28 protein-coding genes and 1 tRNA gene are annotated in these 23,661 nt (G+C 59.9%); 21 read left to right on the top strand and 8 right to left on the bottom strand.

Annotated features, from left to right (window positions below):
• Window positions 1–48: 48 nt before the first annotated feature.
• Together argS and AC2YI2_RS10625 are read right to left on the bottom strand one after the other, a co-directional pair.
• Window positions 49–1,809 (bottom strand): arginine--tRNA ligase, encoded by a 1,761-nt coding sequence (argS, locus tag AC2YI2_RS10630; protein ID WP_487386447.1) that lies wholly within the window; start codon window positions 1,807–1,809, stop codon window positions 49–51.
• Between the two features lie 71 nt (window positions 1,810–1,880).
• Entirely contained in the window at window positions 1,881–3,098 is a 1,218-nt protein-coding gene (locus tag AC2YI2_RS10625) for a deoxyguanosinetriphosphate triphosphohydrolase (RefSeq protein WP_487386446.1), read from the bottom strand.
• Between the two features lie 148 nt (window positions 3,099–3,246).
• Between AC2YI2_RS10625 and erpA the strand changes: the two genes are divergently transcribed.
• Both erpA and xth read left to right on the top strand, forming a co-directional pair.
• A complete protein-coding gene (gene erpA / locus AC2YI2_RS10620; RefSeq protein ID WP_487386445.1) occupies window positions 3,247–3,579 on the top strand; it encodes an iron-sulfur cluster insertion protein ErpA in 333 nt (110 codons plus the stop codon).
• Between the two features lie 66 nt (window positions 3,580–3,645).
• Window positions 3,646–4,458 carry an exodeoxyribonuclease III gene (gene xth, locus AC2YI2_RS10615; RefSeq protein WP_487386444.1) on the top strand — a complete coding sequence of 271 codons (813 nt, stop codon included), beginning with the start codon at window positions 3,646–3,648 and terminating at the stop codon, window positions 4,456–4,458.
• Window positions 4,459–4,494: 36 nt separating this feature from the next.
• On the opposite strand, the gene AC2YI2_RS10610 is transcribed toward xth, so the two are convergent.
• Entirely contained in the window at window positions 4,495–5,784 is a 1,290-nt protein-coding gene (locus tag AC2YI2_RS10610) for a zinc metalloprotease (RefSeq protein WP_487386443.1), read from the bottom strand.
• Window positions 5,785–6,412: 628 nt separating this feature from the next.
• Between AC2YI2_RS10610 and AC2YI2_RS10605 the strand changes: the two genes are divergently transcribed.
• Window positions 6,413–6,497: transfer RNA gene (locus tag AC2YI2_RS10605), tRNA-Leu, on the top strand.
• 217 nt (window positions 6,498–6,714) lie between these two features.
• On the opposite strand, the gene AC2YI2_RS10600 is transcribed toward AC2YI2_RS10605, so the two are convergent.
• The gene (locus AC2YI2_RS10600) at window positions 6,715–6,888 is read right to left on the bottom strand and encodes a hypothetical protein (RefSeq protein WP_487386442.1); all 174 of its coding nucleotides are present in this window, start codon (window positions 6,886–6,888) and stop codon (window positions 6,715–6,717) included.
• Between the two features lie 158 nt (window positions 6,889–7,046).
• On the opposite strand from AC2YI2_RS10600, the gene AC2YI2_RS10595 reads away from it, so the two are divergent.
• Window positions 7,047–7,850 carry a helix-turn-helix domain-containing protein gene (locus AC2YI2_RS10595; RefSeq protein WP_487386441.1) on the top strand — a complete coding sequence of 268 codons (804 nt, stop codon included), beginning with the start codon at window positions 7,047–7,049 and terminating at the stop codon, window positions 7,848–7,850.
• Here AC2YI2_RS10595 and AC2YI2_RS10590 read toward each other — a convergent pair.
• Window positions 7,828–8,046, bottom strand: a complete 219-nt coding sequence (locus tag AC2YI2_RS10590) for a hypothetical protein (RefSeq protein ID WP_487386440.1) — start codon at window positions 8,044–8,046, stop codon at window positions 7,828–7,830. The two genes, AC2YI2_RS10595 and AC2YI2_RS10590, sit on opposite strands and share 23 nt — an antisense overlap.
• Before the next feature lie 498 nt (window positions 8,047–8,544).
• Here AC2YI2_RS10590 and AC2YI2_RS10585 point away from each other — a divergent pair, with 498 nt between their 5' ends.
• The 8 genes from AC2YI2_RS10585 (at window position 8,545) to AC2YI2_RS10550 (ending at window position 15,732) form a co-directional block, all read left to right on the top strand.
• Window positions 8,545–10,005 (top strand): DUF5939 domain-containing protein, encoded by a 1,461-nt coding sequence (locus AC2YI2_RS10585; RefSeq protein WP_487386439.1) that lies wholly within the window; start codon window positions 8,545–8,547, stop codon window positions 10,003–10,005.
• 28 nt (window positions 10,006–10,033) lie between these two features.
• A complete protein-coding gene (lipB, locus tag AC2YI2_RS10580; RefSeq protein WP_487386438.1) occupies window positions 10,034–10,777 on the top strand; it encodes a lipoyl(octanoyl) transferase LipB in 744 nt (247 codons plus the stop codon).
• A gap of 63 nt (window positions 10,778–10,840) precedes the next feature.
• Window positions 10,841–11,518 (top strand): ribulose-phosphate 3-epimerase, encoded by a 678-nt coding sequence (rpe, locus tag AC2YI2_RS10575; RefSeq protein WP_487386437.1) that lies wholly within the window; start codon window positions 10,841–10,843, stop codon window positions 11,516–11,518.
• Entirely contained in the window at window positions 11,515–12,264 is a 750-nt protein-coding gene (locus AC2YI2_RS10570; RefSeq protein WP_487386436.1) for a DUF2259 domain-containing protein, read from the top strand. Before rpe ends, AC2YI2_RS10570 begins: the two co-directional genes overlap by 4 nt.
• A gap of 65 nt (window positions 12,265–12,329) precedes the next feature.
• On the top strand, window positions 12,330–13,013 hold the full coding sequence (locus AC2YI2_RS10565) for a DUF2259 domain-containing protein (RefSeq protein WP_487386435.1): 684 nt from the start codon (window positions 12,330–12,332) through the stop codon (window positions 13,011–13,013).
• A 2-nt stretch (window positions 13,014–13,015) separates the two neighbouring features.
• On the top strand, window positions 13,016–13,573 hold the full coding sequence (locus AC2YI2_RS10560) for a hypothetical protein (RefSeq protein WP_487386434.1): 558 nt from the start codon (window positions 13,016–13,018) through the stop codon (window positions 13,571–13,573).
• A 63-nt stretch (window positions 13,574–13,636) separates the two neighbouring features.
• Entirely contained in the window at window positions 13,637–14,938 is a 1,302-nt protein-coding gene (purB, locus tag AC2YI2_RS10555) for an adenylosuccinate lyase (protein ID WP_487386433.1), read from the top strand.
• A gap of 26 nt (window positions 14,939–14,964) precedes the next feature.
• Entirely contained in the window at window positions 14,965–15,732 is a 768-nt protein-coding gene (locus tag AC2YI2_RS10550) for an SDR family NAD(P)-dependent oxidoreductase (protein WP_487386432.1), read from the top strand.
• Here AC2YI2_RS10550 and AC2YI2_RS10545 read toward each other — a convergent pair.
• Window positions 15,719–16,546, bottom strand: coding sequence for a DUF2189 domain-containing protein (locus AC2YI2_RS10545; protein ID WP_487386431.1), 828 nt, complete (start codon window positions 16,544–16,546; stop codon window positions 15,719–15,721). The two genes, AC2YI2_RS10550 and AC2YI2_RS10545, sit on opposite strands and share 14 nt — an antisense overlap.
• 187 nt (window positions 16,547–16,733) lie before the next feature.
• Between AC2YI2_RS10545 and AC2YI2_RS10540 the strand changes: the two genes are divergently transcribed.
• Both AC2YI2_RS10540 and AC2YI2_RS10535 read left to right on the top strand, forming a co-directional pair.
• Window positions 16,734–16,988 carry a hypothetical protein gene (locus AC2YI2_RS10540; protein ID WP_487386430.1) on the top strand — a complete coding sequence of 85 codons (255 nt, stop codon included), beginning with the start codon at window positions 16,734–16,736 and terminating at the stop codon, window positions 16,986–16,988.
• A 54-nt stretch (window positions 16,989–17,042) separates the two neighbouring features.
• The gene (locus AC2YI2_RS10535; protein WP_487386429.1) at window positions 17,043–17,597 is read left to right on the top strand and encodes an RBBP9/YdeN family alpha/beta hydrolase; all 555 of its coding nucleotides are present in this window, start codon (window positions 17,043–17,045) and stop codon (window positions 17,595–17,597) included.
• 46 nt (window positions 17,598–17,643) lie between these two features.
• On the opposite strand, the gene AC2YI2_RS10530 is transcribed toward AC2YI2_RS10535, so the two are convergent.
• A complete protein-coding gene (locus AC2YI2_RS10530; RefSeq protein ID WP_487386428.1) occupies window positions 17,644–17,958 on the bottom strand; it encodes a DUF1476 domain-containing protein in 315 nt (104 codons plus the stop codon).
• Window positions 17,959–18,178: 220 nt separating this feature from the next.
• Here AC2YI2_RS10530 and purC point away from each other — a divergent pair, with 220 nt between their 5' ends.
• From purC to AC2YI2_RS10505, 5 genes are read left to right on the top strand one after another with little or no spacing between them, the layout of a single operon-like run.
• Window positions 18,179–18,949, top strand: coding sequence for a phosphoribosylaminoimidazolesuccinocarboxamide synthase (purC, locus tag AC2YI2_RS10525; RefSeq protein WP_487386427.1), 771 nt, complete (start codon window positions 18,179–18,181; stop codon window positions 18,947–18,949).
• Between the two features lie 27 nt (window positions 18,950–18,976).
• Window positions 18,977–19,219, top strand: a complete 243-nt coding sequence (purS, locus tag AC2YI2_RS10520; protein WP_487386426.1) for a phosphoribosylformylglycinamidine synthase subunit PurS — start codon at window positions 18,977–18,979, stop codon at window positions 19,217–19,219.
• A 15-nt stretch (window positions 19,220–19,234) separates the two neighbouring features.
• Window positions 19,235–19,495, top strand: a complete 261-nt coding sequence (locus tag AC2YI2_RS10515; RefSeq protein ID WP_487386425.1) for a hypothetical protein — start codon at window positions 19,235–19,237, stop codon at window positions 19,493–19,495.
• A 45-nt stretch (window positions 19,496–19,540) separates the two neighbouring features.
• Window positions 19,541–20,212 (top strand): phosphoribosylformylglycinamidine synthase subunit PurQ, encoded by a 672-nt coding sequence (purQ, locus tag AC2YI2_RS10510; RefSeq protein ID WP_487386424.1) that lies wholly within the window; start codon window positions 19,541–19,543, stop codon window positions 20,210–20,212.
• Between the two features lie 47 nt (window positions 20,213–20,259).
• The gene (locus tag AC2YI2_RS10505; RefSeq protein ID WP_487386423.1) at window positions 20,260–20,646 is read left to right on the top strand and encodes a hypothetical protein; all 387 of its coding nucleotides are present in this window, start codon (window positions 20,260–20,262) and stop codon (window positions 20,644–20,646) included.
• Between the two features lie 18 nt (window positions 20,647–20,664).
• On the opposite strand, the gene AC2YI2_RS10500 is transcribed toward AC2YI2_RS10505, so the two are convergent.
• On the bottom strand, window positions 20,665–20,850 hold the full coding sequence (locus AC2YI2_RS10500; protein ID WP_487386422.1) for a YjiS-like domain-containing protein: 186 nt from the start codon (window positions 20,848–20,850) through the stop codon (window positions 20,665–20,667).
• Window positions 20,851–20,993: 143 nt separating this feature from the next.
• Between AC2YI2_RS10500 and AC2YI2_RS10495 the strand changes: the two genes are divergently transcribed.
• The gene (locus AC2YI2_RS10495) at window positions 20,994–22,412 is read left to right on the top strand and encodes an aminotransferase-like domain-containing protein (protein ID WP_487386843.1); all 1,419 of its coding nucleotides are present in this window, start codon (window positions 20,994–20,996) and stop codon (window positions 22,410–22,412) included.
• A gap of 116 nt (window positions 22,413–22,528) precedes the next feature.
• Window positions 22,529–23,569: a tetratricopeptide repeat protein gene (locus AC2YI2_RS10490; RefSeq protein WP_487386421.1), complete on the top strand. Its 1,041-nt coding sequence runs from the start codon at window positions 22,529–22,531 to the stop codon at window positions 23,567–23,569.
• Window positions 23,570–23,661 lie beyond the last annotated feature (92 nt).

Here is a 23,661-nt window from a genome sequence, read left to right as displayed (position 1 = left end):
CGCCCTAGTGCGCCGCGTTACCAAAGCATTGTGGGGAAAAGGTGACGCCTAACGCATTTCTTCCGGTGCTGACGTTCCAGTTATTGACAAACCAGATTTCAGCACGGCAGCGACCGCGCGCACCAGCCCAAGCCTGGCCAAAGTCAGTTCTCGGTCATTATCCTTAACAAACCGTAATTCAGGGTTCTTATTGCCCTTGTCGTAATGCGAATGCAGCGCATTCGCCAGATCATACAAGTAATACGCGATCCTGTGCGGCTCCATCGCAGTTGCCGCCGACTCGATCAATCGCGGGAATTCTGCCAGTTTTGCGACAAGTTGCAACTCACTGGGATCAGTGATCAATTCTTGTACTTTTTCGGCGAGTGCTGAATCCGAAATATCGAGGTCCGGAAATGCTTCAAGCGCACGCCGGAAAACCGTCCGGCACCGGGCATGGGCGTATTGCACATAGAAGACCGGATTGTCCTTCGAAGTTTCCGTCACCTTGGCAAAGTCGAAATCAAGCGGCTCGGAGTTCTTCCGGTAGATCATCATGAAACGCACTGCATCCGAGCCGACCTCGTCGACCACGTCGCGCAGCGTCACAAAGGTCCCTGCCCGCTTGGACATCTTGAACGGTTCGCCATTCTTGTAGAGCTTCACAAGCTGGCAGAGCAGGACAGTCAGCTTCGCCTTGCCGCCGGAGATCGCCTTGGCGAGTGCCTCCAGCCGCTTGACATAGCCGCCATGGTCGGCGCCGAGCACGTAGATCATGTCGGTGAAGCCGCGATCGTACTTGTCCTTGAAATAGGCAACGTCGGCGGCGAAATAGGTGTAGCTGCCGTCGGACTTGACGAGCGGCCGGTCGATATCGTCGCCGACTTCCGTCGAGCGGAACAGCGTCTGCTCGCGGTCTTCCCAATCTTCTGGAAGCTGGCCCTTCGGCGGCGGCAGCGTGCCGCGATAGACATGACCCTTGTAGGTCAGGTCGTTGATTGCCGACAGGATCGGGCCGCCATTGCCTGCATGCAGCGTCCGCTCAGAGAAGAAGACATCGTGATGAATGTTGAGCGCCGCGAGATCCTCGCGGATCATCGCCATCATCGCGTCGATGGTCCGATCCTTGACGATCGGCATCCATTCGGCCTCGGTCATGCCACGCAATTTGGAGCCGAACTCCGCCTTGAGCGCGTGGCCGACTGGCACGAGATAGTCCCCGGGATAAAGGCCGTCTGGAATCTCGCCGATCTTTTCGCCGAAGGCCTCCCGATACCGCAAGAACGCGGACCGCGCGAGCACGTCGATCTGCGAGCCGGCGTCGTTGATGTAATACTCCTTGACCACGCCGTAGCCGGCAAAAGCCATGACATTGGCCAGCGCGTCACCGACCACCGCACCCCGGCAATGGCCGACATGCATTGGGCCGGTCGGGTTGGCGGAGACATATTCGACGTTGGCCTTGCGGCCCTTGCCGAGCGTCGATCTGCCGAAATCCTCGGCATTGCGGACGACCAACGCAAGCAGCGCGCGCCAATAGGCGCCCGACAGTTTGATATTGATGAAACCGGGGCCAGCGATCGAAACCGCTTCGACGTCTGCGTCTGCCTGAAGATGCGGGACGATCGTTTCGGCCAATGCGCGCGGATTCATGCCCATGACCTTGGAAAGCACCATGGCGGCATTGGTCGCGAGGTCGCCGTGCGCGGAATCGCGCGGCGGCTCGACCACGACGCGGGCAAGGTCAGCGCCCTCGCGCTTGTCCTCAGGGATCACCTTGTCCAACAGGATGGTCTTGATCCGGGTTTCGAAATCCGCAAACAGGTTCATGTCAAAGTCCTTTGCCAGCGGCGTCTTGCCCCGGCTATCCAATGTCGCAATGGACTGATTTCGGCGGGTGCCTATCGCAAATCGGGAGTCTGGTCAAACAGACGATTGTGGGTAGAGATCGCGAATGTATCGGTCATGCCCGCGAGATAATCGCCCACTTGTCGCGCCTTGGCGGCTTCCGGCATCGACTGGATCTGGTTGGTCCAGTGATGGCTGCGCATTTCCAGCGGGTTTTCCATAAAGGCATGGAACAGCTCGGTGACGATCTGCGCGGCGTTGGCCCGGATCCGCATGATCTCCGGATTGCGGTAGATGCGCGTGAAGAGCAGTTTCTTGATCTGGCGATCGGTTACCGCCATCTCGTCTGAAAAATTGGCGAAGGTGATGCCGGCCTGCCGGACGTCATCTGCGCTTCTCGGCTTCGTCTCGCGAAGATGACGCTGGGCCACGCCGATCACGTCCTCGACCATGCGGGTGATCTGCCGGCGCATCATCTCATGGGTGAAGCGCGTGGCTTCGAGATTCGGATAGCGATCATGCACCTCGCGCATCAGGCCGGCGAGGAAAGGCACATCCTCCAGCATCTCGAAGGTCAGGTAACCCGAACGCAGTCCGTCGTCGATATCGTGGGTGTTGTAGGCGATGTCATCGGCGATCGCTGCGACCTGCGCTTCGAGGCTTGCATGGCTGGCGAGCTCGAGATCGTGATTGTCACAATATTCTGTTATCGGCAGCGGGATCGGGCCGCGCGTGCCATCGCCGTTCGCGTCGAGCAGCGGCCCATTGTGCTTCACCAGCCCTTCCAGGCTTTCCCAGGTCAGGTTCAGGCCGTCGAATTCGGCATAGCGCCGTTCAAGCTTGGTGACGATGCGCAGCGACTGGGCATTGTGGTCGAAGCCGCCGAAAGGTTCGAGAACGGCGTGCAGCGCGTCCTCGCCGGTATGGCCGAAGGGCGTGTGGCCGAAATCGTGCACAAGCGCCACGCCCTCGGCGAGATCCTCGTCGAGCCGGAGCGCGCGGGCGAGCGCGCGGGCGATCTGCGCCACTTCGACCGTATGAGTCAGCCGCGTACGATAATGGTCGCCGTCGGCGGCGATGAAGACCTGTGTCTTGTGCTTGAGGCGCCGGAATGCTGTCGTATGAACAATGCGGTCGCGGTCGCGCTGGAAGTCGGATCGGGTCGGGCTCGACGGCTCCTGGAAATATCGGCCGCGCGTCGTCCACGGATCGGCGGCATAGACCGCTCTCTCGCCCACGCCGAAACCCAAGGCCCCGCTATCGATCGTCATTCCAGTCTCAACCTACCCATTGACGGCAAACGCGCGCCTTCATACCTATAGGATTGTGTCAATGATAGCGCGATATCGTGAGATTCGCGGTGCTTTTGACGCAAAATAACCCGCTCATCGGAACTTGACCCCGCTTCGAGAGGCTAAAATGACGACTGAGAATATCACGCTGACCGATGCTGCGGCCCAGCGCATTGCAAAAATTCTTGCCAAGGACGAGGCCAAGACGGCGCTCCGCGTATCTGTGGAAGGCGGCGGCTGTTCCGGCTTTTCTTACAAATTCGATCTTGTCGACGCAGGGCTCGAAGACGATGTGGTGCTCGAAAAGGGCAAGGCCCGGGTGCTGATCGACTCGATGTCGCTCGTCTATATGGACGGTTCGGAAATCGACTTCGTCGACAATCTGATGGGCCAATCCTTTCAGATCAAGAATCCGAATGCGGTCGCAAGCTGCGGATGTGGCACGAGTTTCGCCATCTGACATCGGAAAATGGTGGAAGCACTTGCCCTGCTGCGATAGAAACCTATCAGCAGAGGGAAGAGCCGCATGAAGATCGCCACCTGGAACATCAACGGGGTCCGCGCCCGCATCGAAAACCTGGTCGCCTGGCTGAAGGAGTCCGACCCGGACATCGTTTGCCTGCAGGAAATCAAATGCCAGGACGAGGCTTTCCCACGGGCCGAAGTCGAAGCAGCCGGCTATCACGTCGAGACGCATGGCCAGAAGGGCTTCAACGGCGTCGCCATCCTCTCGAAGAGCAAACCCGACGAAGTCAATCGTGGCCTGCCGCATCTCGACGACGATGACGCGGCCGATGAGCATGCCCGCTTCATGGAGGCGGTCTTCTCCGTCGATGGTGGTGCTATCCGCGTCTGCACGATCTATCTGCCGAACGGCAACCCGGCAAACGATCCGGTCAAGTATCCCTACAAGCTCAAATGGATGGCACGGCTCGAAGCCTTTGCCCGCGACCGCCTTGCACTCGAAGAGCCGCTGATCCTGGCCGGCGACTACAATGTCATCCCCGAGCCGCATGACTGCTGGGACCCCAAAGTGTGGGAGACCGACGCGCTCTTCCTGCCAACCACCCGCAAGGCTTTCCGCCAAATCGAAAATCTAGGCTTCATCGACGCCGTGCGTGCGTCAAGCGACGCGGTGCCCGCTTATACGTTCTGGGACTATCAGGCCGGCGCGTGGCAGAAGAACTGGGGTATTCGCATCGATCACCTGATGCTCTCCGCGGAAGCGGCAGATAGGCTGGTCTCGACCGGCATCGAGAAGCATGTCCGTTCCTGGGAGAAACCGTCGGACCATGTTCCTGTCGCCGGTTACTTCAATTTCGAGTTCGCCGGCAGCTGAGGCATTCTGTTTCCTCACGGAAACTGCATACCGAGATCAGCGCGGGAACAGGAGATCGCAGGCATAGACCAGGCCATAGGCATGGATCGCCAGCGCTGCGTAGTAGCCGAAGCCGGCGAACAGCCGTTCGCCGCCCGACATGTCGACGAGTTCCTCGCGCATCTTCACCGATGCGCGATTCGTCAGGCTGAGCAGCGCCATGACGGCGAGGCCGCCAAATAGCGCCTGCGAGGGAACGCCGACCCGCCAGCCGGTGAAGAGAATTGCAGCCGTGACAAGGAACGTGCCGCCGAGCAAGCCGTCATAGGTGGGGAATACCTGACGCAGAACCTGACCGCCGTCGAAGCGCGACATCGGCAGCAGGTTGAGCAAATTGAAGGCGGAAAGCACCAACAGGAAGACCAACACATAACCGGCATAGGGATGCATGGGCACGCTTTGCGAGAATGCCGTCTGGGCCGCGACGAGCAAGGGCACGAGAAACGCCGACATCCCAGCTCCCATCAGCGCACAGGCAGCAACTTCGAAACGCGAATTGTAGGGCCTCCCTCCGATCGCCATACCGCCCAGCAGCGGGATGAAGATCATCCGAACCGTCCGGTGACCGAAGGCCCGATAGGCCGCGAGATGCCCGAGTTCGTGGAGCGCGATGACGAGCGTGAGCAGGCAGGAATAGATAAGGCCCGAGGCCGTAAGCCCGAAGAACGGCCAGAGCACGAGTGTCGACAGCACCGCCATCAGGAGTTGTGTGCCGGGTTGCTCAAAAAGCCCGTGCTGCTCGACCTTGCCGGTTTCGAGCCAGCCCGAGAGCGCATTGAGCTCGCGTCGGAGCGCAAAGAATCGGAAAACGAGGAAGGCAAGCCCGCGATAGCGATCCGTCTGCTCGACAATCAATTCGGTGCCGACGGGCGATGCGCCGACCATGCGGCGTTCGCGATAATTGGTCCAGAAGGATGGGTCCAGCGTCGAGTCTTCAACGACGCGCGCCTCGTAGGCATGCTGCCAGGGCCCGACCAGTTCGCTAAGTTCAAGCGTGCGCCGAACCGGATCGCCGCGGCGATCAGTGTGCGAAAGCTGTTGCAGCACCCTGCCCGTGGCCGGTTCGGCGGCACTGTCGATCAGCGCTGGATACCAGAGTGCATCGCGGCCCAGCGGATGAATCGCCTGCCAGACCCGATCAGGGTTTTCATGCAGCATCCGCCGCAGCCGGATCGTCTTTGTCCCCAGCGGTGCGGCCATCAGCAGCCAGATCAGGCCGAGATTGGCGATCAGCAGAAAGAGCGCAGGCGTCGAAAGGATCATGGCAATTCCATTGAGCATCGGCATGGGCGCTTACCCTGCCGGTGACCCTAGAACCTTGCCATTAAGAATTAACTATATGACATCGTTAAAATATTAACTCGATGGCGTCATGATGAAACAGAATTCGGATGAATGGTGCCACAACGTTCCATTCAGCCCGGGGTCAGCCGGCTGATGTAACCTATGTAACGTACAAGTGGGATCGCCCGGCATAGATTGTGTGTGTGTTAGATATTCGGGATGAAGGCAATGAAGGAGCTTATCGCATTCGCGCTTGTGTCGCTGGTCACCGCCTCGGTGGGCGCGACGCTGTTTGGCGCCACCGCTCTCGCAGCGATGACGTAAGGTTCGGTTCGCACGCCGCCACGCTGCGTTCCTTCAGAGCACTGTGTTGCGCCTGGTCCCTGCCGGGCGCTTTTGATTCTGGCCTCGCGCGATCCTTCTCATCGACCCGGCAGAGGCAAAAACGCGCCGTCACAGCCGCCGTTCCCAAGCCTTTGAAAATCAATAATTCCCACGAGCAAGCTGTGGCTCAACCCGTTAGCGGGCTATCCCCAAATCTCTGCCAAAATAATTCATAACCGCACTTGTGTGCCCGAAATCCTTTTGCTACATGCTGCGCCGCCGGACACGGTTCGGCACCTACCACGATGCGGTCGTGGCGGAATTGGTAGACGCGCAGCGTTGAGGTCGCTGTGGGGCAACCCGTGGAAGTTCGAGTCTTCTCGACCGCACCATTCAAGTCGTCTCAAAAAGACCGGCTTCGAAATCAAATCCCCGGCGGAAACGTGCGGGGATTGATTTTTTCTGGCAATCCTACATGTTAAAATTGCTTTTAGCTCAAATAAGCAACTTATTAGAGCGCTCCAAAAATGCTGAGTGCCTTCGCAGCATGAAGCCTTGTAGGCAATGCGATTGTATCCGAATTAGACGGGAGCAATCGCCGCGCAAAGCTCAGTGAAGCGTCTTCTCCCTGACTTTCACGATCTGAAGCTCAGTCTCGACGATCGCCTTTTCGAGCCAATCGCAGAGCATTTGGCGCTCCGCATCGCCAACGAGTATTCGCAGCCGGTTCAACTCAAGCAGAATCCGCTCGAGTTTTTCGATCGCTGGAAGCTCTTCCTCCATCTGCACAGCTCTCGTTGCAACAACAAACGGTAACGCAACCAAAGCTTACCGTCAAACCGGCGCTACCGGACACAAGCGCAGGCAACCGTTGCATGTTGCAATTGTTGATTTGCCGCCAACAGGTTAGATGAAAAGCAGAATGCATTTGAGGTAGCAGCATGTCTTTGAGCGCCAATCTCGCAAGAAATTTGAGACGGATGTGCCCGCAGTGGGGAGACATCGAGGTGGTTTGTCGCGAGATGGGTATGAATCGAACCCAGTTCGAGAAATATCTCCATGGCAAAGCGATGCCTTCCCGGCGGAGCATTGAAAAGATTTGCGCCTATTTCAACATTTCCGAGGAAGAGTTGTTCGCAGGTGACGCAAGCGCCCCTCGCAGCGAGAGAAAGATCAGCGAGCAGGGTACCATCAACGTGCAATGTGCCGACGTCATGCGGCCGCTCTGGACGGAGGGCATGGCCTCGATCAAGCCTGGCCTCTACTTTCTCTGGATCTCGGTTCCCAAGGACCCCGATCGCATAGTCTGCGCACCGGTTGTCATCGCCAAGAAGGGCGAGGCACTGACATTTCGCCGCGTCGTCGGCGCAAGCGAGCCGAAGGACGAGCTCTTCTTCCACAGGGTGGGCGATCACAAGGGCCTGATCGTGGAGAGGCTCAACTGGATCATGCTTGTGGGCGTCAATCAGCGGGGTACCTACGAACCCTCGATGATGCGATTGAGATGGACGTCGCTTTCACAGCCCACGCTCAGCGGGCACGCCATGATCACGACGGAGTCAGGCGTTTCGTTTTCCGCCCTGTGCATGCGGCCCGCGGCACCTGGCACCACTTTTCGAAGGGCCGTCAGGCAGTCGCGCAACTACCACAAGGATGATCCGATAATCGATGCCACTGTCCGGATGGTGCTCAAGCGCGAGCGCCAGGACCTGGTGTCGACGGTTACTTCCGACCTCGCTCCTTGAGGGTGGCGCTCACAGCACCGACCTCTTCCAACGCCATCGAAAGCAAGAATCGCAACATCACCAGTTCGCGATCGTCCGCGAGCCTGTGAAGCTCTTGCAGGCTTTGATTGATGCGAGCGACGCGCTCGCGCTTGCGCGGCTTCAAATCTGCGGACTGTTCCTGAGCAATTTTTACTGCCGATTGTATAAGCCCCATTGAATAACTCCGTCACAAATATTTAAGCATTTTTCATAGTACATAAGCCTGCCGTGTTTATCAATTGATAGAATACATCGAAATTCACGCGACTATATTTAAAATCACGCTCTTTAATTACACGGATCACGCGATTTTGGCGTGATAAGCTACTTAATACCTTTGATAACTCAAAAAAATGATTGTTCCCTTCCCAAATTCTTCTGAAATTATCTTGCGCAAAGACTCACCTGGCGCTCAGAGGACAATCCAGATGACCAAGACCGTAAAGAGGCCGAACCTTGCAGTAACCGCTATCGCGCCGAAGAAAGCTGGCGCGTTCATCCGCCCCGGCATGCACTACCGTCCGGAATAATTGCTGGACCGTCGCGCGATCGTTCGGGCGACGGTCACGCCACCTCTGCCCGCGGGTAACTCAACATGAACCCGTGCATTGGCCGGCGGCAATTTCAACAATATTTCTACCGCATTCTGCGCGAGACCGTGTAGTATGCGGGCATGAACGAAGCTCGGCCCTTCGAAGCTCTGCGTCAGTCGGTCAGCCCTGCGGTGGCCGATGCGATGGAGCAATTGGTTCTCAACGCGCCGGACCGGAAGCTGAACCGCATCAATGCGCTCGCCTTTGCGGACGCGTATGGCCTGGATGCGGAAGACGCAGTTGCCGGATTTCTCCATGCCTCCCGCCTCGGTCTCTTCGAGATGTCGTGGAACGTGCTTTGTCCCGGCTGTGGCGGCGTTCTCGGCGTTAACACCACGCTCAAAACCGTGCAGAGCTCCAACTACACCTGTTCGCTCTGCGCTGCGGGCTACGAGCCCAATCTTGACGAGATGGTAGAAGTCACCTTCACCGTCAGTCCGCGGCTTCGCGCGATCGAGGCACATGATCCCGACAGGCTTTCGCCGGAGGAATATTTCCGCCAGGTCTATTGGGGCTCCGGCATCGACCTGCCCGAGGAGAACTACGAGGCAACGGTCGACGAGTTCATCCTCGAAGCGATGGAGTTGCCGCCTGGTGAAAAAGGCGTCATTTCCCTGCACTTGCCTGCAGAATATATCATCGTCTTCGAACCCGTGACACATGCCGTTCAGTTCATCGATGTGACCGGTGAACCGACCCGGGAGCGACGCAGCCTCTCGATCATCTATGACCGGTCGCATTCGCCGAGCCAGGAGATGAAACTGCAGCCCGGGCCGATCCGCATCCAGGTCGAAAACCAGCTCGACGTGAGGACCCTTCCCTCCGTCTGCATCGCCAATGACGCGCTGCACCATCTGTTGGGACAGCGGCGGCCTTTTCTGACGGCCAAGGCTCTGCTCTCCAACCAGACCTTCCGCGACCTCTACCGCACCGAAACGATTGGCGTCGACCAGCGGCTCAAGATTACCAGCCTTACCTTTCTTTTCACCGATCTGCGCGGTTCCACCGAACTTTACGATCGGGTCGGTGATCTCGCCGCATTCGACCTCGTCAAGGCGCATTTTGCAGTGCTGAACGACATTGTTGGCGCCGAGGCCGGTGCCGTCGTCAAGACGATCGGTGATGCCGTGATGGCCACCTTTCCGTCGCCAGATCGGGCGGTCTCCGCCGCCATACGGATGCGCGACGCCATGATCGAGCTCAACACCGAGCGGGGCGGCGAGGATCTGTTGCTCAAGATCGGCATCCATGAAGGCCCTTGCATTGCCGTCAGTCTCAACGAGCGGCAGGACTACTTCGGCCAGACAGTCAACATCGCCTCGCGCGTCCAGCACCTCGCCAACTCGCAGGAGATCTTCGCGACCGAGCAGGTTCTCGATGACGCACGCGCATCGAGCCTTCTCGCCAAGCGCGGCCTGAAGCCGGAAGCACAGAATGTGGCCCTCCGCGGCATCGCCAATGAAATGAAGGTCTTCACAATCCCGATGGCCGAGCCCGCCAGTGCCCGCCCCTTGCACTCGGCGGCAGTTGTCTCCAGATAGAGCGAACGCTTCCCAGGGTTCGCGCGCCATGCAACGTTCCGAAATCGAAAACCAGATGCTGCCCCTTGCCGGCTCACCGCCGGTACGATGGCGGATCGCCGAGCGGCCGATCGGGTATGAGGATGCGGTTGCCGAGATGGAGCGTCAGGCGGCCTTGATTGCCGAGGGCAAGGCCGACGAGCTTGTCTGGCTTGTCGAGCACCCGCCGCTCTATACCGCCGGCACCAGCGCGGAAGCGAAGGACCTGCTGGCGCCCGCGCGCTTTCCCGTGCACAAGACCGGCCGCGGCGGCGAATATACCTATCACGGCCCAGGCCAGCGCGTGGTCTATGTGATGCTTGACCTCAAGCGCCGGCGGCAGGATGTACGGGCCTTCGTCTCCGCCCTGGAACAGGTTGTGATCGGTACGCTCTCGGACATGAATATCCGCGGCGAGCGCCGCGAGGATCGCGTCGGCGTCTGGGTGCAGCGACCGGAACGTCCGGCCCTACCGGGCGGCCTGATGGCCGAGGACAAGGTGGCGGCGATCGGAATCCGGCTTCGGCGCTGGGTCAGCTTCCATGGCTTCTCGCTCAATGTCGATCCGGATCTCGAACATTTCACCGGCATCGTCCCCTGCGGCATCTCGGGCTATGGCGTCACAAGCCTCGTCGATCTCGGGCTGCCGGTGACGATGGATGACGTCGACCCGCTGATCCGGAAGAATTTCGAACGTGTCTTCGGTGCGACAAGCGTCGAGAGCGTCCGCACGGTGGAAACCGCGCCAGCCTGACCTCCGCGGACATTGCGGCTCTCCGGCTACGGTGCTATTCGCCAGCCAAAGGGAGTTTCCGCCATGTCCAGCCCGATCCACATCGCGCCATCCATTTTGGCTGCCAATTTCTCCAAGCTCGGCCAGGAAGTGACCGACGTGATCGAAGCGGGCGCCGACTGGGTCCATCTTGATGTCATGGACGGGCATTTCGTGCCGAACATCACCTTCGGCCCCGATGTGATAAAATCGCTCCGGCCACTGACCAAAGCCGTGTTCGACTGCCACCTGATGATCACGCCGGCCGATCCTTATCTTGAGGCTTTCGCCAAGGCCGGCGCCGATATCATCACCGTCCATGCCGAGGCAGGTCCGCATCTCCACCGCTCGCTGCAGGCCGTACGGGCGCTCGGCAAGAAGGCGGGTGTCGCGATCAACCCGGCGACACCGGAAAGCGCCGTCGAGTATTTGCTCGATACCGTCGATCTCATCCTCGTCATGACCGTCAATCCAGGCTTCGGCGGTCAGAAATATGTCGAAGCGACCACCGAAAAAATCCGCCGGGTACGCAAGATGATCGGCGAGCGTCCGATCGAACTCGAGGTCGACGGCGGCATCACCGCCGAGACCGTGGGGATCCCGGCAGGCGCCGGCGCCAATGTTTTTGTTGCCGGCTCGGCCATTTACAAAGGTGCAGGCGTGAACGACTATCGCGCCAATGTCGAGGCAATCAGGCAGGCAGCCGAGAGGAGTCGCGGGTGAGGAATTTTTCCGGGCGGAGGAGGTTTCTTGGCGCGGCGCTCTTCTTTCTGTCGATGATATTTCTGGCTAGCCCCGTTCGCGCGGGCGACACGGCATCGCTCGATGTGGTTGGTTACTCCAAGGACGGCCACGTCTTCGCCTTCGAGGAGCATGGCGTCCAGGATGGGTCGGGCTTTGCCTATTCCAACTACTTCTTCATCGACACCAAGGAAGACAAATACCTGCCTGGCACGCCGATCCGGGTGCTTATCGAGGAAGAGCAATCGGTCAAGAAAATCCGCACCCTTGCGCGGACCAAGGCCCAGCCTCTGATCGACAAATATGATCTCACGGAAAACCCGGGCGTCATGGTCGCCTATAATCCGGGATCGGAGATCGACGGGGACCCGCACAAAATCCGCTATACCCGGACTCTCTCGACGCCCGCGCGCGGCATCACCTACACGCTGGAGCTCAAACAAAAAGTCCTTCCGCCGACAGAGACGTGTCTCGACATGATCGGAGAGTATTCCGGCTTCACGCTGACCCTGACCGAGAACTCGAGCCAGCCGGCGCACGAGGTGCTTCACGACGACGCCCAGGTGCCGAAGAGCCGTTCCTGCCCCAACGGCTATCGCATCGGCGCTGTTATCGGCAGCGAGACCGCCGAGGTACCGCAGATTGCCATGATCATGGTGGCCACATACGGGTTCGAAGGCAATAACGAGCGCTGGATTGCGGTGCCGTTCAATCCGGCCGGCCCTTGATGCTGTCCGGCGGTCAAGCAGCAACTAGATTTGCGGGATTGTTGGCCGGTCTTACCATGTCTTTCATGGCAGACCAGGCATCTGCCGGTGATACCGCCTCGCTCAACGTGCTGGGCTATTCCCCCGACGGCAAGGTCTTCGCCTTCGAAGAATATGGCGTCTCCGACGGCGCAGGCTTTCCCTATTCCAACATTTATTTCATCGACATCATCGAGGACAAATTCCTGCCCGACACGCCGATTCGCGTGCAAATGGAAGAGGAAGGGCCGCTGGGCAAAGTGCGCGACATGGCGCGCTCCAAAGCAGCTGCCCTCACGGCCAAGTATATGCTTGCCGACAATCCAGGTGTGATCGTCGCATACAATCCGCCGTCCGAGATCGACAGCGATCCGGGCAAGATTCGCTATTACCGCTACGTTTCCGCCCCTCCGCACGACTACCGCGACACTCTGGTGCTCAAGGAAAAGGACTTTCCGATCTCAAAAGACTGCGCTGGCTTTGCCGATAGCTACAAAGGCTTCACATTGAGGCTTACGGAGTATCAGGGCCAACCGATGGACAAGGTCCTTCATGACGACGCAAGTGTGCCCAAGAGCCGGCTTTGCCCGAACGAATACCGCATCGGCGCCGTCGTCTCTTCGGAGATCAGGGACGTGACGCCGATGGCAATGATCCTCGTCGGCACCTATGGCTTCGAGGGCAAAGATCGCCGCTGGATCGCCGTGCCCGTCAATCCCTACGGCCAATGACCATGGCGACAGTTGAAGCTTCCAGCGCACAAATTCGCCCCGGCCGGATGGCGCGGTTGAAAGATGCCGCGGAGCGTGCGCTGCCCTCGCCTTCCATGGTGGTCTTCGGCTCGGCAGGCTGGGGCGCCATCCTGATGATTTCGGCATTATCAGGCATCTGGCTGCGCAACGGGCTGATCGTGGTCAATCCCTTCGCCATCGCCTCGGTCTTTTTCTATGGCGGCGCGCTGGCCTTCGCCCCCGCCTTCTGGCTGTCCATGCTGATCTTACGGCGCCGCGGCGCGATCACCCGCTTCACGGGCGGCACGCTGATATTCGCGTTCGGAACGCACCTCGCAGCATCAGCGATTTTCGCCTTGCAATACAAGGTGTTCTACGCCCATTGGCATGCGAGCTTTCCCAGCATCGTTTGGTTCTTCCAGCTTGCTTTCACCTCGGCCGGCGCGGTCTTCACCTTCACCGTTGGCAGCCTGCATTATTATTACTGGCCGGTCTCATGCCTGGCCTTCCTCGGCGTCGGTCTATGGTTTGCTTTGCGGAGCCGAAGCGAAGCGCATTGAGCTTATCGGCTCCATTTGTTAGAGGGGCGGCAACGAAGACCCTATCCCCAAGGATTCCTGCTGATGATCCCGCGCTATTCCCGCCCCGACATGGTCGCCATCTGGTCGCCGGAAACCCGCTTCCGGATCTGGTTCGAGATCGAAGCCCATGCCTGCAACGCGCTGGCCGAGATCGGCGTGATCCCAAAGGAATCGGCGAAGAACATCTGGGAGAAAGGGAGCGCTGCGACCTTCGACGTTGCCCGCATCGACGAAATCGAGGCCGTTACCAAGCATGACGTCATCGCCTTCCTCACCCATCTCGCCGAATTCATCGGCCCGGACAGCCGCTTCGTCCACCAGGGCATGACGTCGTCCGACGTGCTCGACACCTGCTTCAACATCCAGCTTACGCGCGCTTCCGACATTCTGCTGGCCGATATCGACAAACTCCTGGAAGCCCTCAAGCGCCGGGCCTTCGAGCACAAGGATACCGTCACGATCGGCCGAAGCCATGGCATCCATGCCGAGCCGACCACCTTCGGCATCAAGATGGCACTCGCTTTTGCCGAGTTCGAGCGCTGCCGCGCCCGCCTTGTCGCCGCGCGTGAAGAAGTCGCGACCTGCGCGATATCGGGCGCCGTGGGCACCTTCGCCAATATCGATCCGCGTGTGGAAGAGCATGTCGCCAAGGCGCTCGGCCTGAAGCCGGAGCCAGTGTCCACCCAGGTCATTCCGCGCGACCGCCACGCGATGTTTTTCGCCACGCTCGGCGTCATCGCTTCGTCGATCGAGCGGCTTGCGACCGAAATCCGCCACTTGCAGCGCACCGAAGTGCTGGAAGCGGAGGAATATTTTTCGCCGGGCCAGAAGGGCTCGTCCGCCATGCCGCACAAGCGCAACCCTGTCTTGACCGAGAACCTGACCGGCCTGGCCCGTATGGTCCGCTCCTATGCCATGCCCGCGATGGAAAACGTGGCGCTCTGGCACGAACGGGACATTTCGCATTCCTCCGTCGAACGCATGATCGGCCCGGACGCGACCGTTACCCTCGATTTCGCGCTCGCGCGGATCACCAGCGTGATCGACAAGCTGTTGGTCTATCCTGAGAATATGATGAAGAATCTCAACAAGTTCCGCGGACTTGTTCATTCACAGCGCGTGCTCCTGGCGCTCACCCAGGCCGGCGTTTCCCGCGAGGACGCCTATCGCCTCGTCCAGCGCAATGCGATGAAGGTCTGGGAACAGGGCAAGGATTTCCTCGAAGAGCTTCTGGCCGACCAGGAAGTGCGTGCCGCGCTGTCGGAAGCCGATCTCCGCGAGAAATTCGACTTCGGCTATCACACCAAACATGTGGACACGATCTTCAAGCGCGTGTTTGGATAGACCCCATATCGGCATTGGGGGCTCACATGGCAGGCAGGCTTTCGGGAAAGGTCGCAATCGTATCAGGCGGGGCGACCGGGATGGGCGGCGCGGCCTCGCTTCTCTTTGCGGCTGAAGGCGCCAAGGTCGCAATCATCGACCGCAATACGGCGGAAGCCGAAGCCCGCGTCAACGAGATCATCGCCGCCGGAGGCGTGGCCATGGCGGTGACCGCAGATGTGTCCAGGGCCGCAGAGGTCAACGAAGCCGTCGCCCAGGTCGAGCACGCTTTCGGGCCGATTACGGTGCTCTTCAATCATGCCGGCACGATCGTCATCAAGCCCTTTCTCGAAACCACCGAAGAGGAATGGGACTGGCTGCATGACGTCAACGTCAAATCGATGTTCCTGATGACCAAGGCGGTGCTTCCCGGCATGATCGGCGCCGGCGGCGGTTCGATCGTTTGCACCTCTTCGATCTCGGCCGTGGCTGCGACGCCGATGGAGGTGCTCTACGACACGACCAAGGGTGCGGTGCATATGTTTGCGCGCGCCATCGCCGTCGAGTTCCGCGACCGCAATATCCGCTGCAACGCGGTCTGCCCCGGCTTCGTGCGCACGCCGCATGGCCTGCGTGAAGTCAATGAACTCCAGGCGCTCGGCGTCGACGTCTCGGAAGCCGCGCTGGTGGCGCAGCAGGGCCGCATCTGCGAGCCGGAAGAGGTGGCACGCGCCGCGCTCTTCCTCGCCAGCGACGAGGCGAGCTTCGTCAACGGCGCCCACCTCTTCGTCGACAACGGCTTTACTGCACTCTGACGGGCATTTCGCGCAATGCCGGCGGCTCGACCAGCTTGCGGTAGAGATGCCAGGTTGCATGTCCGAGTACCGGCAGCACCACGGCAAGGCCGGCGAAGATCGGAATGCTGCCGATCACCAGCAGCACGGCAACGATAAGGCCCCACAGCAAGACCGGAACCGGGTTGGCAATGGTCGCCCGGACGGAGGTGGCGATTGCCGCCGCGGCACCGACATCACGCTCCAGCAAGAGCGGAAAGGTCACGACCGAGATCGCCAACGCCACGATGGCGAAGACCAGGCCAATGAGGTCGCCCCAGAACATCATGGACCAGCCGGCGCTCGTGGTCAGCACGTTCGATAGGAAGACGGACAGCGACGCAGGTTCTTCCGGGCCGAAATACCAGTCATGGATCGCCCAGGCGATATTGAGCCAGGCGACGAACAATACGAGTAGCATCGACGCCGCGGCAGCAATCGAAAACAAGGCCGGCGACTTGCGAACATCGAAGGCTTCGCGCCAGGTGGGATTAAAGCCGAGTTCGCGCCTGCGACTGATCTCGTAGAGACCGAGCGCCGCGATCGGGCCGAGCAGTGCGAAGCCGGATGCCAGTGGGAACATGACCGGCAGCATGTTGGCGCCCGCGCTCCAGACCATCAGCACGACGCCGGCGACCGGATATAGAAGACATAGAAAAACATAGTGCGAAGGCTTTTCACGGAAATCGATCCAGCCCAACCGGAGGGCATCGAAGACTTCGAGGGTACTAATCTTCCTGACCGTGGGTCGCGGCATCAGGCCTTCTGCATCCGAATAGACGTGAAGTACTGCCATAGCCATTCCTCCTTCTCATGCGAAGAGGCCTGCGCGCATGCACAGGCGGCCGAGACACATTACCACGTCCACACGGAAATGTCGCACAACGCCTGCAGATTCACGGCCAGTTGATCAGCGTCGTCTATCGACAGACGAATGGCTTTCTGCTTCAATTCCGCGTATTGGCCACTCTGCGGAGGATCCAATGGGGCTGCGATTCGTGCTGTCTATGATCTGGTTGCTGCCGCTCGTGGCAAGCGCCGGACTTCTCTATTACGAGTTCATGGTATCGACGGCGGCGCTGCCGGAGACCAACCGCGCCATGCGTACGCGCATGTGCCTAGAGCATGCCGATCTGGCCCGAACCGAACCCGCCAACGACACTGCGCGCGCAGCGGTCGACGAATGCGTGGGCTCCGGCTACATCACCCATGCCGAAGGCATCACGGCAATCGACTGAGATCGTTTGCGCTTAAAACTTGACACTCCACCCTTCAGCCCTCATCTGACGCGCATGAAAGCTTCAGATGCAGATATTCTCATGATCCCGGGGCCTGGCAACGACGACCCGGACCATTGGCTCGCCCGATGGCAGACACGCCTGTCGAGCGCCAGGCTGGTCTCCGAGGCAGACTGGAACCGGCAGGGCCCGTCCGATCCCGCCGGCACCGCTTTGGCGGCGATCGAGGCGGCGCAGAAGCCGGTCGTGCTCGTCGCCCATTCGACCGGCGTCCTGCCGGCGATCCTTGCGGCGCAGCTTGCGAGCAAGCGCATCGCCGGCGCGTTCTTCGTCTCGCCGCCGGAACTCGAAGACAACAGCGCGCTGGCCCGCAGGCTCCGGAAACTCGGCGCCTATCCCCGCGATCCGCTGCCCTTCCCGTCGATGGTCATCGCCAGCCGCAACGATCCACACGGCAGCTACGACCATGCCGGGGATCTCGCCAACGCCTGGGGTTCTCTCCTCGTCGATGCCGGCGATTCCGGTCATCTCAACGGGCAGTCCGGCCACGGCCCCTGGCCCGAGGGCACCATGGTCTTCGCTCAGTTCATCGCCCGGCTCACGCCATGAAAAAAGCCGCCCGAAGGCGGCTTGAAACTTGCGAATTCCGGCTCGATCAGCTGGCTTCGATCTGGTCCATGGCGACCGGGAGAAGCTCGGCCAGCTTAGCGCGAACGTCGGCTTCGCCTTGGGAAAGGCCGGCAGCCTTGAAGTCACCCGCGACCTTGCGGACCACGTCTTCGTCGCCGGCTTCCTCGAAATCGGCCGCCACGACTTCCTTGGCATAGGCGTCGGCATCGGACTTTCCGAGCAGGCCCGCAGCCCAGAGTCCGGTCAGCTTGTTGCGCCGTGCAATGACACGGAACTTCTTCTCCTGGTCATGGGCATATTTGTTTTCGAAAGCCTTTTCGCGATCGTTCATGGACACCATTGGACATCTCCCCGGGTTCGTATGGCTTGAATATAGGCTGGCCGCACATAAATCAAAAGGCAGATCAAAGTGCAACACGCGAATGCGACCGGGTTAATTCAGGGGATCGGGTGTCTCCGAGATTGTTAAAGTCGCGTATTTCGTTTATGGACCGCACAAAAGAGCACTGCGGACGCTCGGCATCGGCTGAGTCTCGCCGCCAACAAAAAACGAGAACAGGATGAACAACCGCCGCCGCCGGATTTACGAGGGTAAGGGAAAGATCCTTTACGAAGGTCCAGAGCCGGGCACGCTGGTTCAGTTCTTCAAGGACGACGCCACCGCTTTCAACAAGAAGAAGCACGAGATCATCGATGGCAAGGGTGTCATCAACAACCGGATCTCGGAATTCATCTTCACCCACCTGAACCGTATCGGCATCCCGACCCACTTCATCCGCCGCCTCAACATGCGCGAGCAGCTGATCCGTGAAGTCGAGATGATTCCGCTCGAGGTCGTCGTGCGCAACGTGGCGGCCGGTGAATTGTCGACGCGCCTCGGCATCGAGGAAGGCCTTGTACTGCCGCGCTCGATCATCGAATTCTATTTCAAGTCGGATGCGCTCGAAGACCCGATGGTCTCCGAGGAGCACATTACTGCCTTCGGTTGGGCGAGCCCGCAGGAACTCGATGATGTCATGGCGCTCGCCATCCGCATCAACGACTTCCTGACCGGTCTCTTCCTCGGCGTCGGCATCCAGCTCGTCGATTTCAAGATCGAATGCGGCCGGCTCTATGAAGGCGATATGATGCGCATCATCCTCGCCGACGAGATCTCCCCCGACTCCTGCCGGCTCTGGGATATCGAAACCAAGGAACGGCTCGACAAGGATCGCTTCCGCAAGGATCTGGGCGGCCTGCTCGACGCCTATCAGGAAGTCGCCCGCCGCCTCGGCATCATCAACGAAAACGAACCGATCCGCGCGTCCGCGGGCCCGGTTCTGGTCAAGTAATATTTGTTTCGTGAGTTTGAGGAAAAGATGATCAAGGCACGTGTCGTCGTCACGCTGAAGAACGGCGTTCTGGACCCGCAGGGCAAGGCAATCGAAGGGGCGCTCGGTTCGCTCGGCTTTTCCGGCGTCGATGGCGTCCGCCAGGGCAAGGTCTTCGATCTCGTCGTCGACCATGACGACAAGGCCAAGGCGGAAGACGACCTCAAGGCGATGTGCGAAAAGCTTCTCGCCAATACAGTGATCGAGAATTATACTATCAACCTCGGGTAGAGGTTGGAGACTTGCATGGCCGACGTTACGAATGAATTAATGTATGAACTGCTCAAGCGGATGCAGACCGATATCTCATCCCTGAAACACGGCCAGCGTGAGCATCGCGACGACATTCTTTCATTGCGCAACCAGGTGCACGGCATGCAGGGCGACATAAATAGTCTGCGCGGCTCGGTCGGCCACATCGAAGATCGTCTGGAGCGAATTGAGAACCGCTTGGAACTCCGCGAACTTGCCGAACGTGGTCAGGCGCCGTTCGAGCCGAAAAGCTGACTAGGTCCCCCGGCCTTCTCTAGCCACAACCCCGGAGACAAATGCATGAAATCCGCCGTCGTCCAGCTTCCCGGCCTCAACCGTGACCGCGATATGATCGCGGCGCTGACCAAGATCTCGGGACATGCCCCGATCACGATCTGGCAGACCGAGACCGAGATTCCCGATGTCGACCTGATCGTCATTCCCGGCGGATTTTCCTATGGCGATTACCTCCGCTGCGGCGCCATTGCCGCCCGGATGCCCGTCTTGCAGGCGATCCGCGAGAAGGCTGACAAGGGTGTGAAGGTACTCGGTGTCTGCAACGGCTTCCAGATCCTGCTCGAAGCCGGCATTCTGCCGGGCGCGCTGATGCGCAATGCTTCGCTCAAATTCGTCTGCCGGGAGATCAAGCTGGAAGTCGTCAACAACGATACGGCGTTTACCCGCGCCTATGACAAGGGTCAGATCATCCGCTCGCCGGTCGCCCATCACGACGGCAATTATTTCGCGGATGAGGAGACGCTGAAGACGGTCGAAGGCAATGGCCAGGTCGTGTTCCGTTATGCGCATGGCACCAATCCGAACGGCTCGATCAATGACATTGCCGGCATCATCAATACGAAGGGCAATGTGCTCGGCCTGATGCCGCACCCGGAAAACCTGATCGAGGCGGCCCATGGCGGCACAGACGGCCGCGGCATCTTCGCTTCCGCGCTCGAAGTCATCGCCGCTTAAGGTTTGGACGCTAAGACGGGCGGACCGACCGATTTCCGGAGTGCCCCATGCGTCTCGACGTTCTCTGCCTGCTTTCCGCCGCCGCCTTTCTCCCCGGCTGCTCGACGAAGGAGAAGCCGGTCGTGGCCCTCGAAATAAGCGCCCTGCATATCATGGAACGCGTGGCGCTCGGGGCCAACAGGTGCTGGTTCAAGTCCAAGGATCCGGCATTCGCAGCCTATAAGCTCGCGCCTGAGCTCAAGTCCTTCACAGGAACACCGCGCATTCTCATCGTGAAGAAGAATGCGCCGGAATCATTGCCGCTCCTTGTCGTCCAGGCTCAGGGCAGCCCGGCCAAGCTCTCCGCCTTCGGTCCGCTGATGCAGGACACGACCATCAATGCCCGCGTCAACAAGGACGTCAGCAACTGGGCACGTGGCGGCAAGGACTGCTGATCCCGGCAATGACAGGCCCTATCGCGAGCTGTTGAGATAGCAGGCAAGGAGCGAACGGGCGGCCTCGCGGTCAGCGACGTCGCGCGTCAGGCCGATATCCTTCAACTCCGCATCGCTGAGCTCGAAAAGATGGAGCCGGGTGCGCCGCAGCTCGCGCCTCGTGAGATAATGCGCCCAAAGCGCCCTGAATGCCCTGGCAAACATTGACCGTATTGGAGTCTCGTATCCCATCCTGTCAGACGGCATTGTATCTATTGCACTCATTGTCGTATCCTAATTGCGTGAATTGCACCTGTAAATTTCTATGACTTGACGTCGAAAAGATTGCAATATAGAGAATTGTCATGGTGACAAATTGGATTCCCGACCTCAGCGCCCGCCAAGGCCCGCTTTATGTCCGCATCGCCGATTGCGCAGAGGCAGACATCAAGACCGGTAAGCTTGTGGCAGACACGAAATTGCCGCCGCAGCGCGATCTCGCCTATGATCTCGGGGTGACAATCGGGACAATCACCCGCGCCTATGCGCTGCTGCGTGAACGCGGCCTGGTGAGCGGTGAAGTCGGGCGCGGCACCTATGTCCAGCCCGGCCAGGCGGCCAACGAAAACCGGACGGCGGACCCGATCACGGTCAATTTCGGCGGCACCCGGATCATGTCACCACCGCCCGGAAAGCTGCGTTTCGATACGACGGCCGCGCCCGATGTCGGCCAATCGGAGATCATCGGCCAGTTGATGATGGAGATCGCCAGATCCAATCCGCGTGAGATTGCGAGCTATACAAGGGTTCTCTCCCCCGACTGGCAGGAGGCCGGCCGCCGCTGGCTCTCGACCAAGAACTGGTCACCGGAAGCCTCCACGATTGTCCCCCATCTCGGCGTCCATGCGGCGATCACCGCCATCATTGCCGCTATTTCCGGCCCCGGCGACCGGATCGTCAGTGAACATCTGACCTATTCGCAAATCACGCGTAGCGCCATGCTAACGGGGCGGCAGATCGTGCTGGTCGATTCCGATCAGGACGGCATCATCCCCGAGGATTTCGAGCGGGTCTGTGCGCGTGAGCACCCGAAGGCGGTGTTCATCATTTCCTCCGGCCAGAACCCGACACTGGCAATCATTCCGGAAAGCCGACGGCGCGAGATCGCCGACATTGCCCGGAAGCACAATGTCTGGCTGATCGAGGATTACATCTATGGCGCCATGATCGGCGACGATGTTCCGCTTTTCGCTCAAATCGCCCCCGATCGGACATTCCTCGCCAACGGCCTGTCGAAATCCGTTGCCGCGGGTGTCCGCGGCGCCTGGGTCGCCTGCCCCGCCCATCTTTCCCAGCGCGTCCGGGTGACGCAGAAGCTGGTTACCGGCGGCCTGCCCTTCGTGCTCGCTGAACTTGCCGCACGGCTTGTGCTGTCGGGCGCGGCGGATCAGATCCGGTCCAAGGTCGTCGAGGAGATTGAGGCGCGCGAGGCGGTCGCGCGGCGAATCTTTTCGGGCTGCAATTTCAGATCCCATCCGCGCATGCCCTTCCTGTGGCTCAAACTCCCCGAGCCCTGGCTGTCCGGCACGTTCAAGCAGGCGGCCTTCAACGAAGGGGTCCTGATCGACGACGAGGACGAATTCAAATCCGGGCGCAGCGACCGGGTCTATCACCGCGTGCGCATCGGCTTCAGCGAGGGTGTCAATCGTGCGACCATCGAGGATGGGCTGACGACCCTGCGCCGGCTTCTGGATGGCGGGCCAGCCGCCTATGTCGGCGGCAGTTGAGCAGCGGCCGCACGGATCCCTGTCATTGATGCCAGAACTGGAACACTGCGCCGGCGAATAGCGGCTTGGCCTTGCAACGTCTTCGATGTTGAATAGGTCAACATCAGGAGCGTTCCATGGACAGCCGTTCTGCACCGATGCGTCTTCTCGCAGCAACCTTTCTCCTCATCGGCCTTGCCGCCTCAAACGCGCGGGCCGAGACGACGGCGGAGGCCTGTGACAAACTTGCTGCGCATCCCGCCGACCTGGCAAAACCCGCCAATATCGAGGGCATCGCAACCGGCTCCATCGAGGTCGACATTGCGATCGAGGCCTGCACGAAGGCCATTGCTGCCGAGCCGGCCAATGCGCGGCTGATCTACCAGCTCGGCCGCGCCCATTACGACAAGGAGGATTATGGCTCAGCGTTCCGGGAGTTCTCGACCGCCTCGGATGCCGGCTACGCTGCCGCCAAGGGCGCGCTCGGCTATCTCTACGACGGAGGACTTGGAACGCAGGTCGACAAGACCAAGGCCGTTGTGCTCTATCGCGAGGCCTCCGACGGCAATGTCAGTTTTGCTGCGCATAATCTCGGGGTGATGCTTCGCGAGGGAACCGGCGCACCGATCGACTACCCCGCTTCGCTCGCCTATTTCCGCAAGGCCGTGTCGCTCGGTCACCGCCAGTCGCTCGTTGACGTCGGCTTCGCCTATGACAATGGCTATGGGGTGACGAAAGATCATGTCGAAGCCATCCGCTGGTACCGCCAGGCCGCGGAGGACGACACGCCGGAAGCGCTCAACAATCTTGGCAGCGCCTATGAGAATGGCGACGGCGTCACGCAGGACTTCGCCGAGGCGCTCGCCTGGTACAAGAAGGCGCAGGCCCAAGATTATTCACTGGCCTTCGTCAATATGGGTCACATGATCGACAGCGGCGACGGTATCGCGGCGGATCCGAAAGCGGCAGCCGACTACATCTTCCAGGCGCTCGACAAGGGCGACGCCGACGACGACGCCTTCAATATCAAATACATGTTCGACGAAGCGACCTGGAGCCCGGGCTTCTGGACGGCGATCCAGACGCGCCTTACTGCGTCCCATGGCTACAAGGGCGCGATCGACGGCACGCCATCGGCGGAAACCCGTGCGGCAATAGAAGCACTGATGGACAAATAAGCGAAAGGCCTGACCTCAGCACCTCCGGGCTCGCAGGTGTTGATGTCGCCCATTTTCCTGTCGCACTTGCTGATAGCTTGGGTTATAGGGGG

It is taken from the genome of Rhizobium sp. SRI_017 (genome assembly GCF_057586295.1).
The sequence above is the reverse complement of the archived record's forward strand: the minus strand, read 5'-3'. Positions and strand labels throughout refer to the sequence as shown.